We start from the raw sequence: 15,517 nt of genomic DNA, 5'->3' as shown, positions 1-15,517 counted from the left end.
TCTATCTTTGCCGTCCCTTTCGGGGGATGTACAACCACCTTGAACGAAGCCCTACTGCTTCGATGGGTGTTAAAAAGAAAAGATAAAATGTCAGGAATTATTGGAAAAAAAGTAGGAATGACCAGTATTTTCGATGCAGAAGGAAGAAACATTCCTTGTACTGTAATCGAAGCTGGGCCTTGTGTAGTTACACAAGTTAAGACCGAAGAAAAAGACGGGTATTCAGCTGTTCAGCTAGGATACGATGAGAAAAAAGAGAAAAACACAACTCAACCGTTAAAAGGCCATTTCGCGAAAGCAAACACAACTCCAAAACGCAAGCTGGTAGAATTCAACTCATTTACAACTGAACTTAATTTAGGTGATGTGGTAACTGTAGATGCATTTGCAGAAGGCGATTTTGTTGATGTTGTAGGTACCTCAAAAGGTAAAGGTTTTCAAGGTGTTGTAAAACGCCACGGATTTGGCGGTGTTGGTATGCAGACTCACGGTCAGCATAACCGTTTACGTGCCCCAGGTTCATTGGGAGCATCATCATTCCCATCACGTGTATTCAAAGGAATGCGCATGGCAGGAAGAACAGGTGGAGACAGGGTAAAAATTCAGAACTTACAGGTTTTGAAAGTTTATGCTGAGCAAAACTTATTAGTAGTTAGTGGTTCCATTCCAGGAGCTAAAGGTTCTTACGTAATCTTAGACAAATAATCAGATGGAAGTTAAAGTATTAAACATTTCAGGTAAAGAAACAGGTGCCAAGGTGCAACTTCCTGAATCGGTATTTGGTATCGAGCCTAACGACCACGCGATTTATTTAGATGTAAAACAGTATTTGGCTAACCAACGTCAGGGTACTCACAAATCTAAACAACGTAACGAGATTGCTGGTTCGACCCGTAAACTATACAAACAAAAAGGTACAGGTGGTGCCCGTGCTGGTAGCATTAAATCTCCGTTATTTAACGGTGGTGGTCGTGTTTTCGGTCCTCAGCCACGTGATTACAGTTTTAAATTGAACAAGAAATTGAAATCATTAGCACGTAAATCGGCTTTAGCATATAAAGCAAAAGATAACAACGTGGTGGTTTTAGAAGATTTCAGCTTCGATACCATTAAAACTAAAAACTTTACAAGTTTATTGGCTGCTTTAAAAGTAGATACCCAAAAAACTTTAGTGGTTTTACCTGCACAAAATAATAATATCTATTTATCAAGCAGAAATATTCAGAAAACTAAAGTGATTGCTGCTTCAGATTTGAATACTTATGATGTATTAAACGCTGGAGTACTTGTGTTAACTGCTGATTCTGTTAAAACTTTGGAGGAGGCATTTGCCAAGTAATATGGAAATTTTAAAAAAACCAATACTAACCGAAAAAGCTTCAGCTTTATCTGAGAAATCTAACCGTTTCACTTTTAGCGTTAACCACAAGGCTAACAAAATCCAGATCAAGGCAGCTATTGAGAAATTGTACGGTGTAACCATCGTTGCAGTTAACACCATGGTTGTTGATGGAAAAGCTAAATCTCGTTACACAAAAGCAGGTTTTGTATCAGGCCGTAGCCCTAAATACAAAAAAGCAATCGTAACGTTAAAAGACGGCGAAACAATAGATTATTACGCAACTCTTTAATTTAATAATTCATTATAACTATGGGCTTAAGAAAATTTAAACCAGTTACTCCAGGTACCCGCTTCAGAGTAGGTGCTAGTTTTACGGAGATTACAGCAACCAAGCCCGAAAAATCATTGGTTGTATCATCAAAAAAGTCTGGTGGACGTAACAATACAGGTAAGATGACTATGCGCTATATTGGTGGTGGTCACAAAAAATCGTATCGTATTATCGACTTCAAACGCGATAAATTCGATATTCCTGCAACAGTAGCTACTGTTGAATACGATCCAAACCGTACTGCCCGCATCGCATTGTTACACTATGCAGATGGCGAGAAGCGTTATATCATTGCTCCAGAAGGATTGCAAGTTGGTTCGGTATTATTATCGGGCGATAAAGCAGCACCTGAAGTAGGTAACACTTTAACTTTATCGAAGATTCCATTAGGTTCTATTATCCACAACGTGGAGATTCACCCTGGAAAAGGAGCACAATTAGCTCGTAGCGCAGGTGCTTATGCACAATTAGCTGCCCGCGATGGTAAATATGCTACTTTAAAAATGCCTTCAGGCGAAACCCGTTTAATCTTGACTACTTGTCTTGCTACTATCGGTGCAGTATCTAACTCAGATCATGCAAACGAAGTATTAGGTAAAGCTGGTCGTAAACGTTGGTTGGGCCGTCGTCCGAGAACTAGACCGGTAGCGATGAACCCAGTAGATCACCCAATGGGTGGTGGTGAAGGTAGATCATCAGGTGGTCACCCACGTTCAAGAAAAGGTGTTTTAGCTAAAGGCTACAAAACCAGAGAACTTAAAAAATATTCTAATCGTTACATCATAGAGAGAAGGAAGAAATAATGGCTCGTTCGATAAAAAAAGGACCTTATATTGACCATAACGTAGAGAAAAAAGTAAACTCTATGAATGATTCAGGCAAAAAGTCTGTAATCAAAACTTGGTCTCGCAGATCAATGATTTCACCAGATTTTGTGAATCATACATTTGCAGTACACAACGGAAATAAATTTATCCCTGTGTACGTAACAGAAAACATGGTTGGTCACAAGTTGGGAGAATTTGCTCCAACCAGAACATTCAGAGGACACGCTGAAAAGAAAAAATAATTAGACAATGGAAGCAGTAGCAAAATTAAACAATTGTCCAACCTCACCGCGTAAGATGCGTTTGGTTGTAGATCTTATCAGAGGTGAACGTGTAGAGAAAGCATTAAGCATTTTAAAGTTTACCAATAAAGAAGCAGCAATAAAAGTTGAGAAATTATTATTATCTGCTATCAAAAACTGGGAAGCAAAAAATGAAGGTGCTCGCCCTGAAGAAAGTCAACTTTTTGTTAAAACAATTATGGTTGATGGTGGCCGTCAGTTAAAACGCTTACGTCCGGCTCCTCAAGGCCGTGGATATAGAATTCGTAAACGTTCTAACCACGTAACGCTGATTGTAGATAGTAAAAACACAGAAACAACTCAAAACTAATTAGGAAATGGGACAAAAAGCAAATCCAATAGGTGCCAGATTAGGAATTATCAAAGGATGGGATTCTAACTGGTTCGGTGGCAACAACTACTCCGATAAATTAGTTGAAGATGAGAAAATAAGAAAATACCTTTCTGCCCGTATTGCTAAAGGTGGTGTTGCGAAAGTGGTTATTGAGCGTACGTTAAAACGTATCACTGTAACTATCCATACAGCGCGTCCAGGTATTGTAATCGGTAAAGCAGGTGCTGAGGTTGATAAAATCAAAGAAGAGTTAAAGAAATTGACTAAAAAGGAAATTCAGATTAACATCTTTGAAATTAAACGCCCGGAACTTGATGCACAATTAGTTGCTGAAGGTGTTGCAAAACAATTAGAAGCAAGGATCTCATTCCGTAGAGCAATGAAATCTTCTATCGCATCAACCATGCGTATGGGTGCTGAAGGTATCAAAATCATGACTTCTGGCCGTTTAGGTGGTGCTGAGATGGCACGTACCGAGCAGTACAAAGAAGGAAGAGTGCCTTTGCATACATTCCGTGCTGATATCGACTATGCTTTAGCTGAAGCCTTAACTACTTATGGTAAAATAGGTGTTAAAGTGTGGATCTGTAAAGGTGAGGTTTATGGAAAACGTGATTTGTCTCCAAACATTGGTGCGGCAAACAACGGTCCTAAAGGCCAATCAGAGAAACCAGCTTTCGGTGGAAGAGATAACAGAGGTGGTGGAAGAGAGAACCGTGGCGGCGGTAACGACAGACGTGGTGGAAACCAAGGCGGTCGTGGTCCGGGCCAAGGTGGTGCGAACAGAGGTGGTGGCGCAGGCGCTAACAGAGGTCCTCGTAAATAATTGATTTATTAACATCGTTTAACGATTAGAACAAAATAAAATGTTACAGCCAAAAAGAACGAAGTTCAGGAAGATGCAAAAAGGCAGAATGAAGGGTTTAGCTTCTCGTGGAGCTGAATTGGCATTCGGATCTTTCGGTATCAAATCTCTAGAAGCTACTTGGATCACAAGTCGTCAGATAGAGGCTGCCCGTATCGCCGTAACACGTTTCATGAAACGTGAGGGGCAAGTATGGATCAGGATTTTCCCGGACAAACCAGTAACTAAAAAACCTGCTGAGGTACGTATGGGTAAAGGTAAAGGTGCTCCTGAGTATTGGGTAGCAGTTGTAAGACCTGGACGTGTAATTTTCGAAGCTGAAGGTGTGCCTTTAGAAATTGCTAAAGAAGCATTGCGTTTAGCTGCCCAGAAATTACCAATCCAAACCAAATTCGTAGTACGTAGAGATTACGTAGAAGCATAGTAAAGTGTTGAGATGAATGTTGTAAATACTTGTTTATTATAACCGCTACACTCAACGTAAAAGAAAAAGAAAAATGAAAAATTCAGAAATCACAGGGCTTTCAAAAGAAGAATTAGTAGCTAAGATTGCGGAAGAGAAAGAGAACTTATCAAAATTGAAGTTCGCTCACACTATTTCAGCTATCGAAAATCCTTCACGTATTGCAAAAGTAAGGAAAGATATAGCCCGTTTAAACACGCAGTTAACTAAAGTGAAAAACACTGAGGCAGCTACTGAAACTAAATAATTTGAGAGTCATGGAAAGACAATTAAGAAAAACAAGAACGGGGTTAGTGGTAAGCAACAAGATGGATAAATCTGTTGTAGTGAGCGTTGAGCGTAAAGTAAAACACCCGATTTATGGTAAGTTCGTTAAGAAAACTACCAAATTTATGGCTCACGACGAGAAAAACGAATGCGGTATCGGCGATACAGTATTAATTATGGAAACTCGTCCTTTGAGTAAAAACAAGAACTGGAGATTGGTACAAATTTTAGAAAGGGCGAAATAAGATGGTACAACAGGAATCAAGATTAAACGTTGCTGACAACAGCGGCGCAAAAGAAGTATTGGTAATTCGTGTGCTAGGTGGAACCGGCAAGCGTTATGCTTCAATTGGTGATAAAATAGTTGTTACCGTAAAAAGCGCTTTACCTTCAGGTAACATTAAAAAAGGTACAGTTTCTAAAGCAGTTGTTGTAAGAACTAAAAAAGAAATCCGTCGTAAAGATGGTTCTTATATCCGTTTTGACGATAATGCAGCTGTATTATTGAACGCACAGGATGAGCCAAGAGGTACACGTATCTTTGGCCCGGTTGCGAGAGAACTACGTGAAAAACAATTCATGAAAATTGTATCATTAGCACCGGAGGTATTATAAAATGGGAAACAAAGTAAATACACCATCAAAACTTAAAATCCGCACTGGAGATTTAGTTAAAGTAATTGCTGGCGATTCAAAAGGTCAACAAGGAAAAGTACTTTCAGTACAAAAAGATAAAAACAGAGCCATTGTAGAAGGCATTAACTTAGTAGCTAAACATACTAAACCGAATGCTGCAAATCCTAACGGTGGTATTATTAAAAAAGAAGCTGCTCTTCACATTTCTAACCTGATGTTGGTTGATCCAAAATCTGGTAAAGCTACCCGTGTAGGTCGTAAACTAAACGCTGACGGCAAATTGGTTAGAGTTGCAAAAATTTCAGGGGAGGAGATTAAATAATGGCTACACCTAGATTAAAAAGCAAATACAAAGAAGAAGTTGTAAATGCATTAAAAGAGAAATTTCAGTACAAAACTGTTATGCAGGTTCCTAAATTGGAGAAAATCTGTATCAATCAGGGTGTAGGTCGTTTTTCTGTTACTGATAAAAAAGTTATGGATACTACAATTGTTGAGTTGACTACCATTACTGGTCAGCAAGCAGTTGCAGCACAATCTAAAAAAGATATCTCTAACTTTAAGTTACGTAAAGGTATGCCTGTTGGTGTACGCGTTACATTACGCGATAACAACATGTACGAGTTCCTTGATCGTTTGATCTCTGTAGCTTTACCACGTATCCGTGATTTCAAAGGTATTAGCGATAAAGGTTTCGATGGAAAAGGTAACTACACTTTAGGTGTTACTGAGCAAATCATCTTTCCTGAGATTAATATAGATAAAATCAATAAAATTTTAGGGATGGATATAACTTTCGTAACTTCGGCAAAATCTGACGTAGAAGCGCTTGAGTTATTGAAACAATTCGGATTACCATTTAAAAATCAAAAAACAGCAGAATAATGGCAAAAGAAGGTGTAAAAGCACGCGAAGTTAAGCGCCAAAAATTGGTAGCTAGATACGCTGAAAAACGTGCAGCATTAAAAGCTGCAGGAGATTATGAGGGTTTGGATAAATTACCAAAAAACTCTTCTCCGGTACGTTTACACAACCGTTGTAAATTAACTGGTCGTCCTCGTGGATATATGCGTACCTTTGGTATTTCAAGGGTAACATTCCGCGAAATGGCACTAGACGGTAAAATACCAGGTGTTAAAAAAGCATCTTGGTAATATAGCTTAGAGCTGAAAGCTTAAAGTCTAAAGCGAATAAAACCGCTTTAGGCTTTAGTCTTTTTGCTTTTCGCTTGAAAAAAGAATTTTAACCGATAGCAGGTCCCACAGCTGGGTAGCAGAAGGAAACCACTATCAAAAACAATAAAAAATGAATACAGATCCAATAGCAGATTATTTAACAAGAGTAAGGAATGCCATTAAGGCCAACCACAGAGTTGTAGAAATTCCTGCATCAAACCTTAAAAAGGAAATTACGAAAGTACTTTTTGACAAAGGTTACATCGCGAATTATAAATTTGAGGATACTACTGTACAAGGCACCATCAAAATTGCTTTAAAGTACAATCCGATCACTAAAATTCCTGCTATTCGTACGTTAGTGCGAGTAAGTAAACCAGGTTTGAGACAGTATGCAGGCGTTGAAAATATGCCAAGAGTATTAAACGGTTTAGGTATCGCAATCTTATCTACTTCTAAAGGTGTAATGACCGATAAAGAAGCAGCCAAATTAAACATTGGTGGTGAGGTATTGTGTCACGTTTATTAATATTTAGGAGAACAACACAATGTCAAGAATAGGAAAAGCCCCAATTACAATCCCTGCAGGTGTAACCATTACAGTATCTAACGATAACGTGGTAACTGTAAAAGGCCCTAAAGGTGAATTATCACAAGCAGTTGATAAAGATATCACTGTAAGTCAGGAAGATGGAATTTTAACAGTTCAACGTCCATCAGATCAAAAGAAACACAAGGCATTACACGGTTTATACCGCTCGTTGCTTAACAACATGGTTGTTGGTGTTACAGAAGGTTATACATTAACTCAAGAATTAGTGGGTGTTGGTTACCGTGCTACAAACCAGGGTAACACACTGGATTTAGTTTTAGGTTATTCTCACCACTATGTATTCCAGTTACCGGCAGAGATTAAAGTAACTACGCAATCAGAAAAAGGTCAGACTCCTAAAATCATTTTAGAGAGTATCGACAAACAATTGATTGGCCAGGTAGCAGCGAAAATCCGCTCGTTACGTGCACCAGAACCATATAAAGGTAAAGGTATCAAGTTTGTAGGTGAAGTGTTAAGAAGAAAAGCAGGTAAATCAGCATCTAAAAAATAGTAATCATGGCAGGTAAAAAATTATCAAGAAGAGATCGTATTAAAAAAGGGATCAGAAAAAGACTTACCGGTTCGGAAGAGCGTCCAAGGTTATCTGTATATAGAAGCAATAAAGGGATTTATGCGCAGGTAATTAACGATGTAACCGGTACAACAATAGCATCAGCATCATCATTATCGAAAGATTTTACTGGTACTGGAAGCAAGAGCGACCAATCGGTTGCTGTAGGTAAATTAGTTGCCGAAAAAGCAATCGCTGCAGGTGTTAAAGAAGTTGTTTTCGATAGAAACGGCTATTTATACCACGGTCGTGTGAAATCGTTGGCAGAGGGTGCCCGCGAAGCTGGTTTAGTATTTTAATCTGAAGAAAAAGTAAGATGTCAACTATTAATATAAAAAGAGTAAAAACCACCGATATCGAATTAAAGGATCGTTTGGTTAGTATACAACGTGTTGCCAAAGTAACCAAAGGTGGCCGTACTTTCAGCTTCTCAGCAATTGTTGTTGTAGGTGATGAAAACGGTGTTGTTGGTTTCGGTTTAGGTAAAGCGAAAGAGGTAACTGAAGCAATTGCAAAAGGTGTGGATGATGCTAAAAAGAACTTGGTAAAAGTTCCAATTTTAAATGGTACTGTTCCTCATGAGCAAATCGGTAAATTCTCTGGTGGTTTTGTATTGATCAAACCAGCTGCAGTAGGTACCGGAGTAATTGCTGGTGGTGCAATGCGTGCCGTATTAGAGAGTGCCGGTGTACACAACGTATTGGCAAAATCTAAAGGATCGTCTAACCCACACAACGTGGTAAAAGCAACTGTTGATGCATTAACGAAAATGCGCGATGCTTACACAGTGGCTCAAACCCGTGGTATTGATTTAAACAAAGTATTTAACGGATAATATCATGGCTAAGATCAAAATAACACAAGTAAAAAGCGTTATCGACAGAAGCGAGCGCCAAAAAAGAACCGTTCAGGCTTTGGGTTTATCTAAATTGAACCAAAGTGTTGAGGTTGAAGCTACACCACAGATTATCGGTATGGTTCGCAAAGTGAACCACTTGGTAGCAATCGAAGCAATTTAATAAAAGTTTTAAAAGGTAATACCGGATAAAAGCGGTATTACCTTTATATATGTTTAATCGTTGTACCTGTTTAGTGAAAGCGAAGGGCAACACAAATTCAAAAAAATGAATTTAAGTAATTTAAAACCTGCAGTAGGTTCTACAAAAAACAGCAAAAGAATTGGTCGTGGTACAGGTTCAGGCCGTGGCGGTACCTCTACCCGTGGTCACAAAGGCGCGGGTTCCCGTTCAGGTCACAAAACCAAAATCGGATTCGAAGGTGGTCAGATGCCTTTACAACGTCGTGTACCTAAAGTTGGTTTCAAACCAATCAACCGTACTGAATATGTAGGTGTAAACTTAGATGTTTTACAGTCTTTAGCTGAAAAACACAACTTAACAACTATCGATTTTGCTGCTTTACAAGCACATGGTTTAGCTTCTAAAAACGACTTAGTTAAAATCTTAGGTCGTGGTGAAATTAAAGCAAAGCTGGAAATTACAGCACATGCGTTCTCTGCAACCGCACAAAAAGCTATTGAAGCTGCAGGTGGTTCTATTGTAAAATTGTAATTATTAAATGAAGAAGCTATTTACTACTTTAAGTAATATCTGGAAAATTCAGGAATTAAAAGAGCGTATATTGTTTACGCTCTTAATTCTTTTGGTATACCGTTTTGTATCTCACGTGGTTTTACCAGGTGTGGATCCAACTGCTTTGGGTAATAACGAAAAATCAGGACTTTTAGGCTTACTAGATATGTTTGCCGGAGGGTCTTTCTCTCGTGTTTCTATCCTGGCATTGGGGGTAATGCCTTATATCTCCGCGTCAATCGTGGTGCAACTATTGGGTATTGCTGTTCCTTCTTTTCAAAAAATGCAGAAAGAAGGCGAAAGTGGTAGAAAGAAAATGAACCAGATTACCCGTTACCTAACGGTAGCGATAACAATCGTTCAATCTGTTGGTTACGTTAAAACGCAAGTTCCTGCAGAAGCTATTTTATTACCGAACACTTTATTTTTAGTCTTATCTACATTCGTATTAACTGCAGGTACATTATTTGTAATGTGGTTAGGTGAAAAAATTACGGATAAAGGTATAGGTAACGGTACATCACTGATCATAATGGTTGGTATCATTGCCCGCTTACCAGTTGCAATTTCTCAGGAATTCAGTGCCCGTGTAGGTTCTGCCAGTGAAGGTGGAGGCCCGGTTGCATTGGTTTTAGAGATTGTTGCATTATTTGCGGTGGTTATGTTTACCATTTTAATTGTTCAAGGTGTACGTAAGGTGCCTGTACAATACGCTAAGAAAATTGTTGGTAACCGTCAGTTTGGTGGTGTGCGTCAGTACATCCCTTTAAAAGTTAATGCTGCCGGTGTTATGCCAATCATTTTCGCCCAGGCGTTGATGTTCATTCCAGGTGCTTTAATGCAGTTTGTTCCTTCTTTGCAAGGTTCGTGGTTAATCCAGTTCAGCAACACCACTTCGTTGGCTTATAGCCTAACTTTCGCTATTTTAATTATTGCATTTACTTTCTTCTATACGGCCATTACGGTTAATCCAACTCAAATGAGTGATGATATGAAGAAAAATGGTGGTTTTATCCCAGGTATTAAACCTGGTTTTGCAACATCAACTTTTATTGATGATGTAATTTCCAAAATCACTTTCCCTGGTGCTGTATTCTTAGCGATCATTGCTATCCTTCCATCGTTGGCGGTTAAGTTTGGTATTAAACAAGAATTTGCTCACTTCTTTGGTGGTACTTCTTTATTGATTTTGGTTGGTGTTGTATTGGATACTTTACAACAGATCGAAAGTTATTTATTGATGCGTCACTATGATGGTTTGATGAAAACGGGTAGAGTTACCGGCAGAACAGGTGTTCCTGCTGCTAGTAGCAACGCAGCGTTGTAGTGTAGAGAATGTCTAAAATCTATTACAAATCTCTTGAAGAGATCGAGTTAATAAGAGAAAGTTCCATGCTTGTTTCTAAGACTTTGGCTGAAGTTGCCAAAGTAATAAAAGCAGGCATGACTACTATCCAATTAGATAAACTGGCTTACGAGTTTATTAGTGACAATGGAGCAATCCCGGCATTTTTAAACTATAATGGTTTCCCTTATTCTTTATGTATTTCACCTAATGAACAGGTTGTTCATGGTTTTCCAAGCGAGTATGTGATTAAAGAAGGAGATCTTATTTCAGTTGATTGTGGCGTAATCAAAAACAACTATTTTGGCGATTCGGCTTATACTTTCTCTATAGGAGAGGTGGATGCTGAAAAACAAAAACTGGTAGAGGTTACCAAACGTTGCCTGGAATTAGGGATAGAGAAAGCAGTTGCCGGTATGCGTATCGGTGATATTGGTTTCGCGGTTCAGCACCATGCTGAAACCAATGGATTTGGAGTAGTAAGAGAACTTGTTGGACACGGTGTTGGCGTAAAGCTTCATGAAAAACCAGAAGTCCCGAATTATGGAAAACGTGGTGCAGGACCAAAACTTGAAGAAGGAATGGTAATTGCCATAGAACCAATGATTAATGCTGGTGTTGCCGGTGTTAAATTTCATAAAGACGGGTGGACAGTAACGAGTAAAGACAACAAGCCATCGGCACATTTTGAACATACAGTGGCCATAAAAAAGGGCAAGGCAGAGGTTTTATCAACATTTTCTATTATAGAAGAAGTTTTACAACAAAAAAAATAAATAATTAAAAATTTTTATTTAATTTTGCAACCCTGTTTAGAAGCAGCTAATTAAGTAACAATCAATAAAATATGGCTAAACAAGCCTCAATTGAACAAGACGGAGTAATAAGAGAAGCATTGTCTAATGCGATGTTTAGGGTTGAACTCGAAAACGGACATGAAATTATTGCACACATTTCAGGAAAGATGAGGATGCACTACATCAAAATTCTTCCTGGGGATAAAGTTAAATTGGAAATGTCTCCTTATGATTTAACAAAAGGACGCATTACTTATAGATATAGATAAAATGAAAGTTAGATCATCAATTAAAAAACGTAGCGCTGATTGTAAGATTATTCGCCGTAAAGGTAAACTTTACGTAATCAACAAGAAAAATCCTAAATACAAGCAACGTCAAGGGTAATTAAGAATATTGTAATCAACCGTACAACGGTGGCCCGCCGTTCGGAATTACTTAAAAACATCAATAAATATGGCAAGGATTTCAGGTATTGATTTACCAAGAAACAAAAGAGGCGAGATCGGTTTAACCTATATTTACGGAATTGGCAGAACAACTGCACAACGTATTTTAACAACAGCTGGTATCGATCTTAACAAAAAAGTACAAGACTGGTCTGATGATGAGTTATCAGCAATCCGTACAATGATCAATGATGAGATTAAAGTAGAAGGTGCTTTACGCTCAGAGGTTCAGTTAAACATCAAACGTTTAATGGATATTGGTTGTTACCGTGGTTTACGTCACAGAAAAGGTTTACCTTCTCGTGGTCAGCGTACTAAAAACAACTCACGTACTCGTAAGGGTAAGAGAAAAACAGTTGCTAACAAGAAAAAAGCTACTAAATAGAAATTGATAGATATGAGATGTGAGATTTTAGATGTGAGCACCATGTCTTTAAAATCTGCTCAAATCTGGAATAAAAGAGAAAATTAGGGTACTGAGTATCGGGGTAGAGAAAGTCTCATATCTCAAGTCTCATATCTAGAATCTAAAAGATAAAATGGCTAAAAGTAAAAAAGTAACAAAAAAACGTATCGTTGTAATTGAGCCTGTTGGTCAGGCGCATATCAATGCTACCTTCAACAACATCATCGTTACCTTAACAAACAACAACGGACAGACTATTTCATGGTCTTCTGCTGGTAAAATGGGCTTTAAAGGTTCTAAAAAGAACACCCCTTATGCAGCTGGTCAAGCAGCTTCAGATTGCGGTAAAGTTGCGTTTGATTTAGGCTTACGTAAAGTTGAAGTATTTGTAAAAGGTCCGGGTTCAGGTCGTGAATCTGCAATCAGAACCTTGCAAGTAGCAGGTCTTGAAGTAACATCTATTAAAGATATTACTCCACTTCCTCACAACGGATGTCGTCCTCCTAAAAAGAGAAGAGTTTAATTAATTTTAAAGCTAAGAATCTCCAGCTATAGGTTGGATGATACTTTAAAAACAGAAAAAAATGGCAAGATATACAGGCCCAAAATCAAAAATCGCACGTAAATTCAGAGAGCCAATCTTCGGTCCTGATAAAGTGTTAGACAGAAAAAATTATCCTCCTGGACAACACGGTGTGTCAAAAAGAAGAGGAAAACAATCTGAATATGCTATCCAGTTAATGGAGAAACAAAAAGTAAAATATACTTATGGTGTATTAGAAAAGCAATTCAGTAACTTGTTTAAAAAAGCATCTTCTCGTGCTGGTATTACCGGTGATAACTTACTTCAGTTATTAGAAGCACGTTTAGATAACACAGTTTACCGTTTAGGTATTGCAACAACCCGTTCTGGTGCACGCCAGTTAGTTAGCCATAAACACGTAACCGTGAATGGTGAAGTTGTAAATATCCCTTCATATCAGTTAAAAGCTGGTGACGTGGTTGCTGTTCGTGAAAAATCTAAATCTTTAGAATCAATTACTAACTCGGTTGCAGGCAGAACAATTAACAAGTTCGGATGGTTAGAGTGGAACGCCAGTGAATTAACTGGTAAATTCTTAACTTACCCTCAACGTGATGAGATTCCTGAAAACATCAAGGAAAACTTAATTATCGAGTTATACTCAAAGTAATAAATAAGCTAGTTAATTACCTCAAAAGGGTAATTAACTTTTTTCTTATTACTATATATTCAATAACGAATTTAAAAAAATATAAATGGCAATTTTAGCATTTCAGAAACCAGACAAAGTGATCATGCAGAAATCAACTGATTTCGATGGCACATTTGAATTTCGTCCTTTAGAGCCCGGTTTCGGTGTAACAATTGGTAATGCCTTAAGAAGAATTTTACTTTCTTCATTAGAAGGTTATGCTATTACTACTATTCGTTTTTCAGGTGTTTCTCACGAGTTTTCTACCATGAAAGGCGTTGTAGAAGATCTAACTGATATTATCTTAAACTTAAAACAAGTTCGTTTTAAGAAAACAGGTGATTCAGGTGATTCTGAAAAAGTTTTCATCATCGTTAATGGTCAAGATCAGTTTAAAGCTGGTGATATCACTAAATTCTCTAACAACTTTACAGTTTTAAACCCTGAGCATGTAATCTGCAACATGGATAAATCTGTTACTTTGGAAGTGGAATTAACCATCAATAAAGGACGTGGTTATGTACCTGCTGAAGAAAATAAAGTTGCTGATGCTGTTGTTGGCGTAATCGCGATCGATTCGATTTATACTCCGATGAAAAATGTGAAATACACGATCGAAAACTTTCGTGTTGAGCAAAAAACGGATTATGAAAAATTGGTTTTAGATATCTCTACTGACGGTTCAATTCATCCTGAAGAAGCATTAAAAGAAGCGGCTAAGATCCTTATCCAACACTTTATGTTATTCTCTGATGAGAATTTAGTATTAGAATCTCAAGCTAAAGAAGAAACTAAAGAAGTTGATGAAGAAATTTTACACATGCGTAAAATCCTTAAAACTGAGTTAGTAGATATGGATCTTTCAGTTAGGGCATTAAACTGCTTAAAAGCTGCTGATATCCGTACTTTAGCTGATTTGGTTTCTTACGATGTTGCTGATATGTTAAAATTCAGAAATTTCGGTAAAAAATCTTTAACTGAGATCCAGGAGTTAGTAAAATCAAAAGGTTTATCATTTGGTATGAACCTGTCTAAATTTAAATTAGACGAAGAATAATTCAGTTTTCAGTAGACAGTTTTCAGTTTGGAATTGGATATTGAAATTTGAAAAATTAAATAATTTATAACAGTGTATAATTCCCTCTGAGACAGAGACGGTATACACTTAATCAAAGAACAATGAGACACGGTAAAAAAGTTAATCACTTAGGCAGAACCGACAGCCACAGAAAAGCGATGCTAGCTAACATGGCTACTTCACTTATTAAAGCAAAAAGAATTACTACAACTTTAGCTAAAGCTAAAGCTTTACGTACTTATGTTGAGCCATTAATCACTAAAGCGAAAAATGACACAACTCACTCACGTCGTACAGTTTTCTCTTACCTACAGGATAAAGACGTAATCACTATTTTGTTCCGCGAAGTGGCTGAGAAAGTTGCTAACCGTCCAGGTGGTTACACTCGTATCATTAAATTAAACAACCGTCAGGGTGATAACGCTGAGATGGCTTTAATTGAATTGGTAGATTATAACGAAGTTTACGGTAAAGAAGTAGAAGCTAAAGAAGAGAAGAAAACAACTCGTCGTGGTAGAAGTAAATCTGCTGCTCCTAAAAAAGCTGCTGAAGCGAAAGCTGAAGTTGCTGAAGAGGCTGCACCAGAAGCTGCTCCTGCTGAAGAAGCTCCAGCTACTGAAGAACCAAAAGGAGAATAATTTTATTCACCTGAAACATATAGAAGTCCTGTTCGAAAGAGCAGGACTTTTTTTGTTTCTCGTCATTCTGAACGCAGTGAAGAATCTTTTGCGGTGCCGTTTGATGATCCCGCCTGATTGTTGTTAGAACTTTCAATGATTATCTATACCATAATATTTGGACCAGTGATTCATCAGCGTAAGTTGGAATAACTTACACCACCAGGAAAAAGATTCTTCGCTGCGCTCAGAATGACAAGGCTCTGACCTATAAACTAATGACTATTGAACCAATGAACGAACTAACCAAA

The 15,517-nt window shown here is 37.9% G+C and carries 29 protein-coding genes; all 29 read left to right on the top strand.

All coding sequences use genetic code 11. From position 1 onward, the window contains the following. Positions 1–87 precede the first annotated feature (87 nt). On the top strand, positions 88–705 hold the full coding sequence (gene rplC, locus ACFSR6_RS14360) for a 50S ribosomal protein L3 (protein WP_379080022.1): 618 nt from the start codon (positions 88–90) through the stop codon (positions 703–705). 4 nt (positions 706–709) lie between these two features. Continuing rightward, complete coding sequence (rplD, locus tag ACFSR6_RS14355; RefSeq protein ID WP_379080020.1) at positions 710–1,339, top strand: 50S ribosomal protein L4; 630 nt, start codon at positions 710–712, stop codon at positions 1,337–1,339. A gap of 1 nt (position 1,340) precedes the next feature. Beyond that, entirely contained in the window at positions 1,341–1,631 is a 291-nt protein-coding gene (rplW, locus tag ACFSR6_RS14350) for a 50S ribosomal protein L23 (protein WP_090501098.1), read from the top strand. 20 nt (positions 1,632–1,651) lie between these two features. Next, on the top strand, positions 1,652–2,476 hold the full coding sequence (gene rplB, locus ACFSR6_RS14345; RefSeq protein WP_183768011.1) for a 50S ribosomal protein L2: 825 nt from the start codon (positions 1,652–1,654) through the stop codon (positions 2,474–2,476). Continuing rightward, a complete protein-coding gene (rpsS, locus tag ACFSR6_RS14340) occupies positions 2,476–2,742 on the top strand; it encodes a 30S ribosomal protein S19 (RefSeq protein WP_010599906.1) in 267 nt (88 codons plus the stop codon). The genes rplB and rpsS overlap by 1 nt, the downstream gene beginning before the upstream one ends. Positions 2,743–2,749: 7 nt before the next feature. Continuing rightward, positions 2,750–3,112: a 50S ribosomal protein L22 gene (gene rplV, locus ACFSR6_RS14335; protein ID WP_379080018.1), complete on the top strand. Its 363-nt coding sequence runs from the start codon at positions 2,750–2,752 to the stop codon at positions 3,110–3,112. A gap of 7 nt (positions 3,113–3,119) precedes the next feature. Beyond that, the gene (gene rpsC, locus ACFSR6_RS14330) at positions 3,120–3,962 is read left to right on the top strand and encodes a 30S ribosomal protein S3 (RefSeq protein ID WP_183768015.1); all 843 of its coding nucleotides are present in this window, start codon (positions 3,120–3,122) and stop codon (positions 3,960–3,962) included. A gap of 40 nt (positions 3,963–4,002) precedes the next feature. Next, a complete protein-coding gene (gene rplP, locus ACFSR6_RS14325) occupies positions 4,003–4,425 on the top strand; it encodes a 50S ribosomal protein L16 (RefSeq protein WP_113951798.1) in 423 nt (140 codons plus the stop codon). Between the two features lie 73 nt (positions 4,426–4,498). Then, positions 4,499–4,711 (top strand): 50S ribosomal protein L29, encoded by a 213-nt coding sequence (gene rpmC / locus ACFSR6_RS14320; protein WP_183768017.1) that lies wholly within the window; start codon positions 4,499–4,501, stop codon positions 4,709–4,711. A gap of 10 nt (positions 4,712–4,721) precedes the next feature. Beyond that, entirely contained in the window at positions 4,722–4,976 is a 255-nt protein-coding gene (rpsQ, locus tag ACFSR6_RS14315) for a 30S ribosomal protein S17 (RefSeq protein WP_010599901.1), read from the top strand. Position 4,977: 1 nt separating this feature from the next. Continuing rightward, positions 4,978–5,346 (top strand): 50S ribosomal protein L14, encoded by a 369-nt coding sequence (gene rplN / locus ACFSR6_RS14310; protein ID WP_008244575.1) that lies wholly within the window; start codon positions 4,978–4,980, stop codon positions 5,344–5,346. Between the two features lies 1 nt (position 5,347). Then, positions 5,348–5,689 (top strand): 50S ribosomal protein L24, encoded by a 342-nt coding sequence (rplX, locus tag ACFSR6_RS14305; protein WP_183768019.1) that lies wholly within the window; start codon positions 5,348–5,350, stop codon positions 5,687–5,689. Continuing rightward, positions 5,686–6,252, top strand: a complete 567-nt coding sequence (gene rplE, locus ACFSR6_RS14300) for a 50S ribosomal protein L5 (RefSeq protein WP_308421200.1) — start codon at positions 5,686–5,688, stop codon at positions 6,250–6,252. The genes rplX and rplE overlap by 4 nt, the downstream gene beginning before the upstream one ends. After that, positions 6,252–6,521: a 30S ribosomal protein S14 gene (rpsN, locus tag ACFSR6_RS14295; protein WP_183768023.1), complete on the top strand. Its 270-nt coding sequence runs from the start codon at positions 6,252–6,254 to the stop codon at positions 6,519–6,521. The genes rplE and rpsN overlap by 1 nt, the downstream gene beginning before the upstream one ends. Positions 6,522–6,672: 151 nt before the next feature. Next, positions 6,673–7,071, top strand: a complete 399-nt coding sequence (gene rpsH, locus ACFSR6_RS14290; RefSeq protein WP_115402665.1) for a 30S ribosomal protein S8 — start codon at positions 6,673–6,675, stop codon at positions 7,069–7,071. A gap of 19 nt (positions 7,072–7,090) precedes the next feature. Continuing rightward, complete coding sequence (rplF, locus tag ACFSR6_RS14285) at positions 7,091–7,648, top strand: 50S ribosomal protein L6 (protein ID WP_343523320.1); 558 nt, start codon at positions 7,091–7,093, stop codon at positions 7,646–7,648. Between the two features lie 5 nt (positions 7,649–7,653). Continuing rightward, positions 7,654–8,007, top strand: coding sequence for a 50S ribosomal protein L18 (rplR, locus tag ACFSR6_RS14280; protein ID WP_183768028.1), 354 nt, complete (start codon positions 7,654–7,656; stop codon positions 8,005–8,007). 17 nt (positions 8,008–8,024) lie between these two features. Further along, a complete protein-coding gene (rpsE, locus tag ACFSR6_RS14275) occupies positions 8,025–8,543 on the top strand; it encodes a 30S ribosomal protein S5 (protein ID WP_010599893.1) in 519 nt (172 codons plus the stop codon). A 4-nt stretch (positions 8,544–8,547) separates the two neighbouring features. Beyond that, positions 8,548–8,727: a 50S ribosomal protein L30 gene (gene rpmD, locus ACFSR6_RS14270; protein WP_090984037.1), complete on the top strand. Its 180-nt coding sequence runs from the start codon at positions 8,548–8,550 to the stop codon at positions 8,725–8,727. 105 nt (positions 8,728–8,832) lie between these two features. Beyond that, complete coding sequence (gene rplO / locus ACFSR6_RS14265) at positions 8,833–9,279, top strand: 50S ribosomal protein L15 (RefSeq protein WP_379080013.1); 447 nt, start codon at positions 8,833–8,835, stop codon at positions 9,277–9,279. Between the two features lie 7 nt (positions 9,280–9,286). Then, a complete protein-coding gene (secY, locus tag ACFSR6_RS14260) occupies positions 9,287–10,627 on the top strand; it encodes a preprotein translocase subunit SecY (protein WP_183768032.1) in 1,341 nt (446 codons plus the stop codon). Positions 10,628–10,635: 8 nt separating this feature from the next. Continuing rightward, on the top strand, positions 10,636–11,421 hold the full coding sequence (gene map / locus ACFSR6_RS14255) for a type I methionyl aminopeptidase (protein ID WP_379080011.1): 786 nt from the start codon (positions 10,636–10,638) through the stop codon (positions 11,419–11,421). Between the two features lie 71 nt (positions 11,422–11,492). After that, positions 11,493–11,711: a translation initiation factor IF-1 gene (gene infA / locus ACFSR6_RS14250; RefSeq protein WP_183768036.1), complete on the top strand. Its 219-nt coding sequence runs from the start codon at positions 11,493–11,495 to the stop codon at positions 11,709–11,711. Between the two features lies 1 nt (position 11,712). After that, positions 11,713–11,829, top strand: a complete 117-nt coding sequence (rpmJ, locus tag ACFSR6_RS14245; RefSeq protein WP_010599887.1) for a 50S ribosomal protein L36 — start codon at positions 11,713–11,715, stop codon at positions 11,827–11,829. Positions 11,830–11,898: 69 nt separating this feature from the next. Next, positions 11,899–12,276 (top strand): 30S ribosomal protein S13, encoded by a 378-nt coding sequence (gene rpsM / locus ACFSR6_RS14240; RefSeq protein WP_010599886.1) that lies wholly within the window; start codon positions 11,899–11,901, stop codon positions 12,274–12,276. Positions 12,277–12,430: 154 nt separating this feature from the next. Continuing rightward, the gene (rpsK, locus tag ACFSR6_RS14235; RefSeq protein WP_039475175.1) at positions 12,431–12,820 is read left to right on the top strand and encodes a 30S ribosomal protein S11; all 390 of its coding nucleotides are present in this window, start codon (positions 12,431–12,433) and stop codon (positions 12,818–12,820) included. Between the two features lie 61 nt (positions 12,821–12,881). Next, complete coding sequence (gene rpsD / locus ACFSR6_RS14230) at positions 12,882–13,490, top strand: 30S ribosomal protein S4 (protein ID WP_183768038.1); 609 nt, start codon at positions 12,882–12,884, stop codon at positions 13,488–13,490. A gap of 85 nt (positions 13,491–13,575) precedes the next feature. Next, positions 13,576–14,568, top strand: a complete 993-nt coding sequence (locus ACFSR6_RS14225; RefSeq protein WP_025145205.1) for a DNA-directed RNA polymerase subunit alpha — start codon at positions 13,576–13,578, stop codon at positions 14,566–14,568. Between the two features lie 122 nt (positions 14,569–14,690). Continuing rightward, positions 14,691–15,227: a 50S ribosomal protein L17 gene (gene rplQ, locus ACFSR6_RS14220; RefSeq protein WP_379080008.1), complete on the top strand. Its 537-nt coding sequence runs from the start codon at positions 14,691–14,693 to the stop codon at positions 15,225–15,227. Positions 15,228–15,517: the final 290 nt, after the last annotated feature.

The organism is Pedobacter vanadiisoli (assembly GCF_042684385.1).
In the GTDB taxonomy this organism is placed as follows: Bacteria; Bacteroidota; Bacteroidia; order Sphingobacteriales; family Sphingobacteriaceae; genus Pedobacter; species Pedobacter vanadiisoli.
This window is presented reverse-complemented; position numbering and strand designations above follow the sequence as displayed.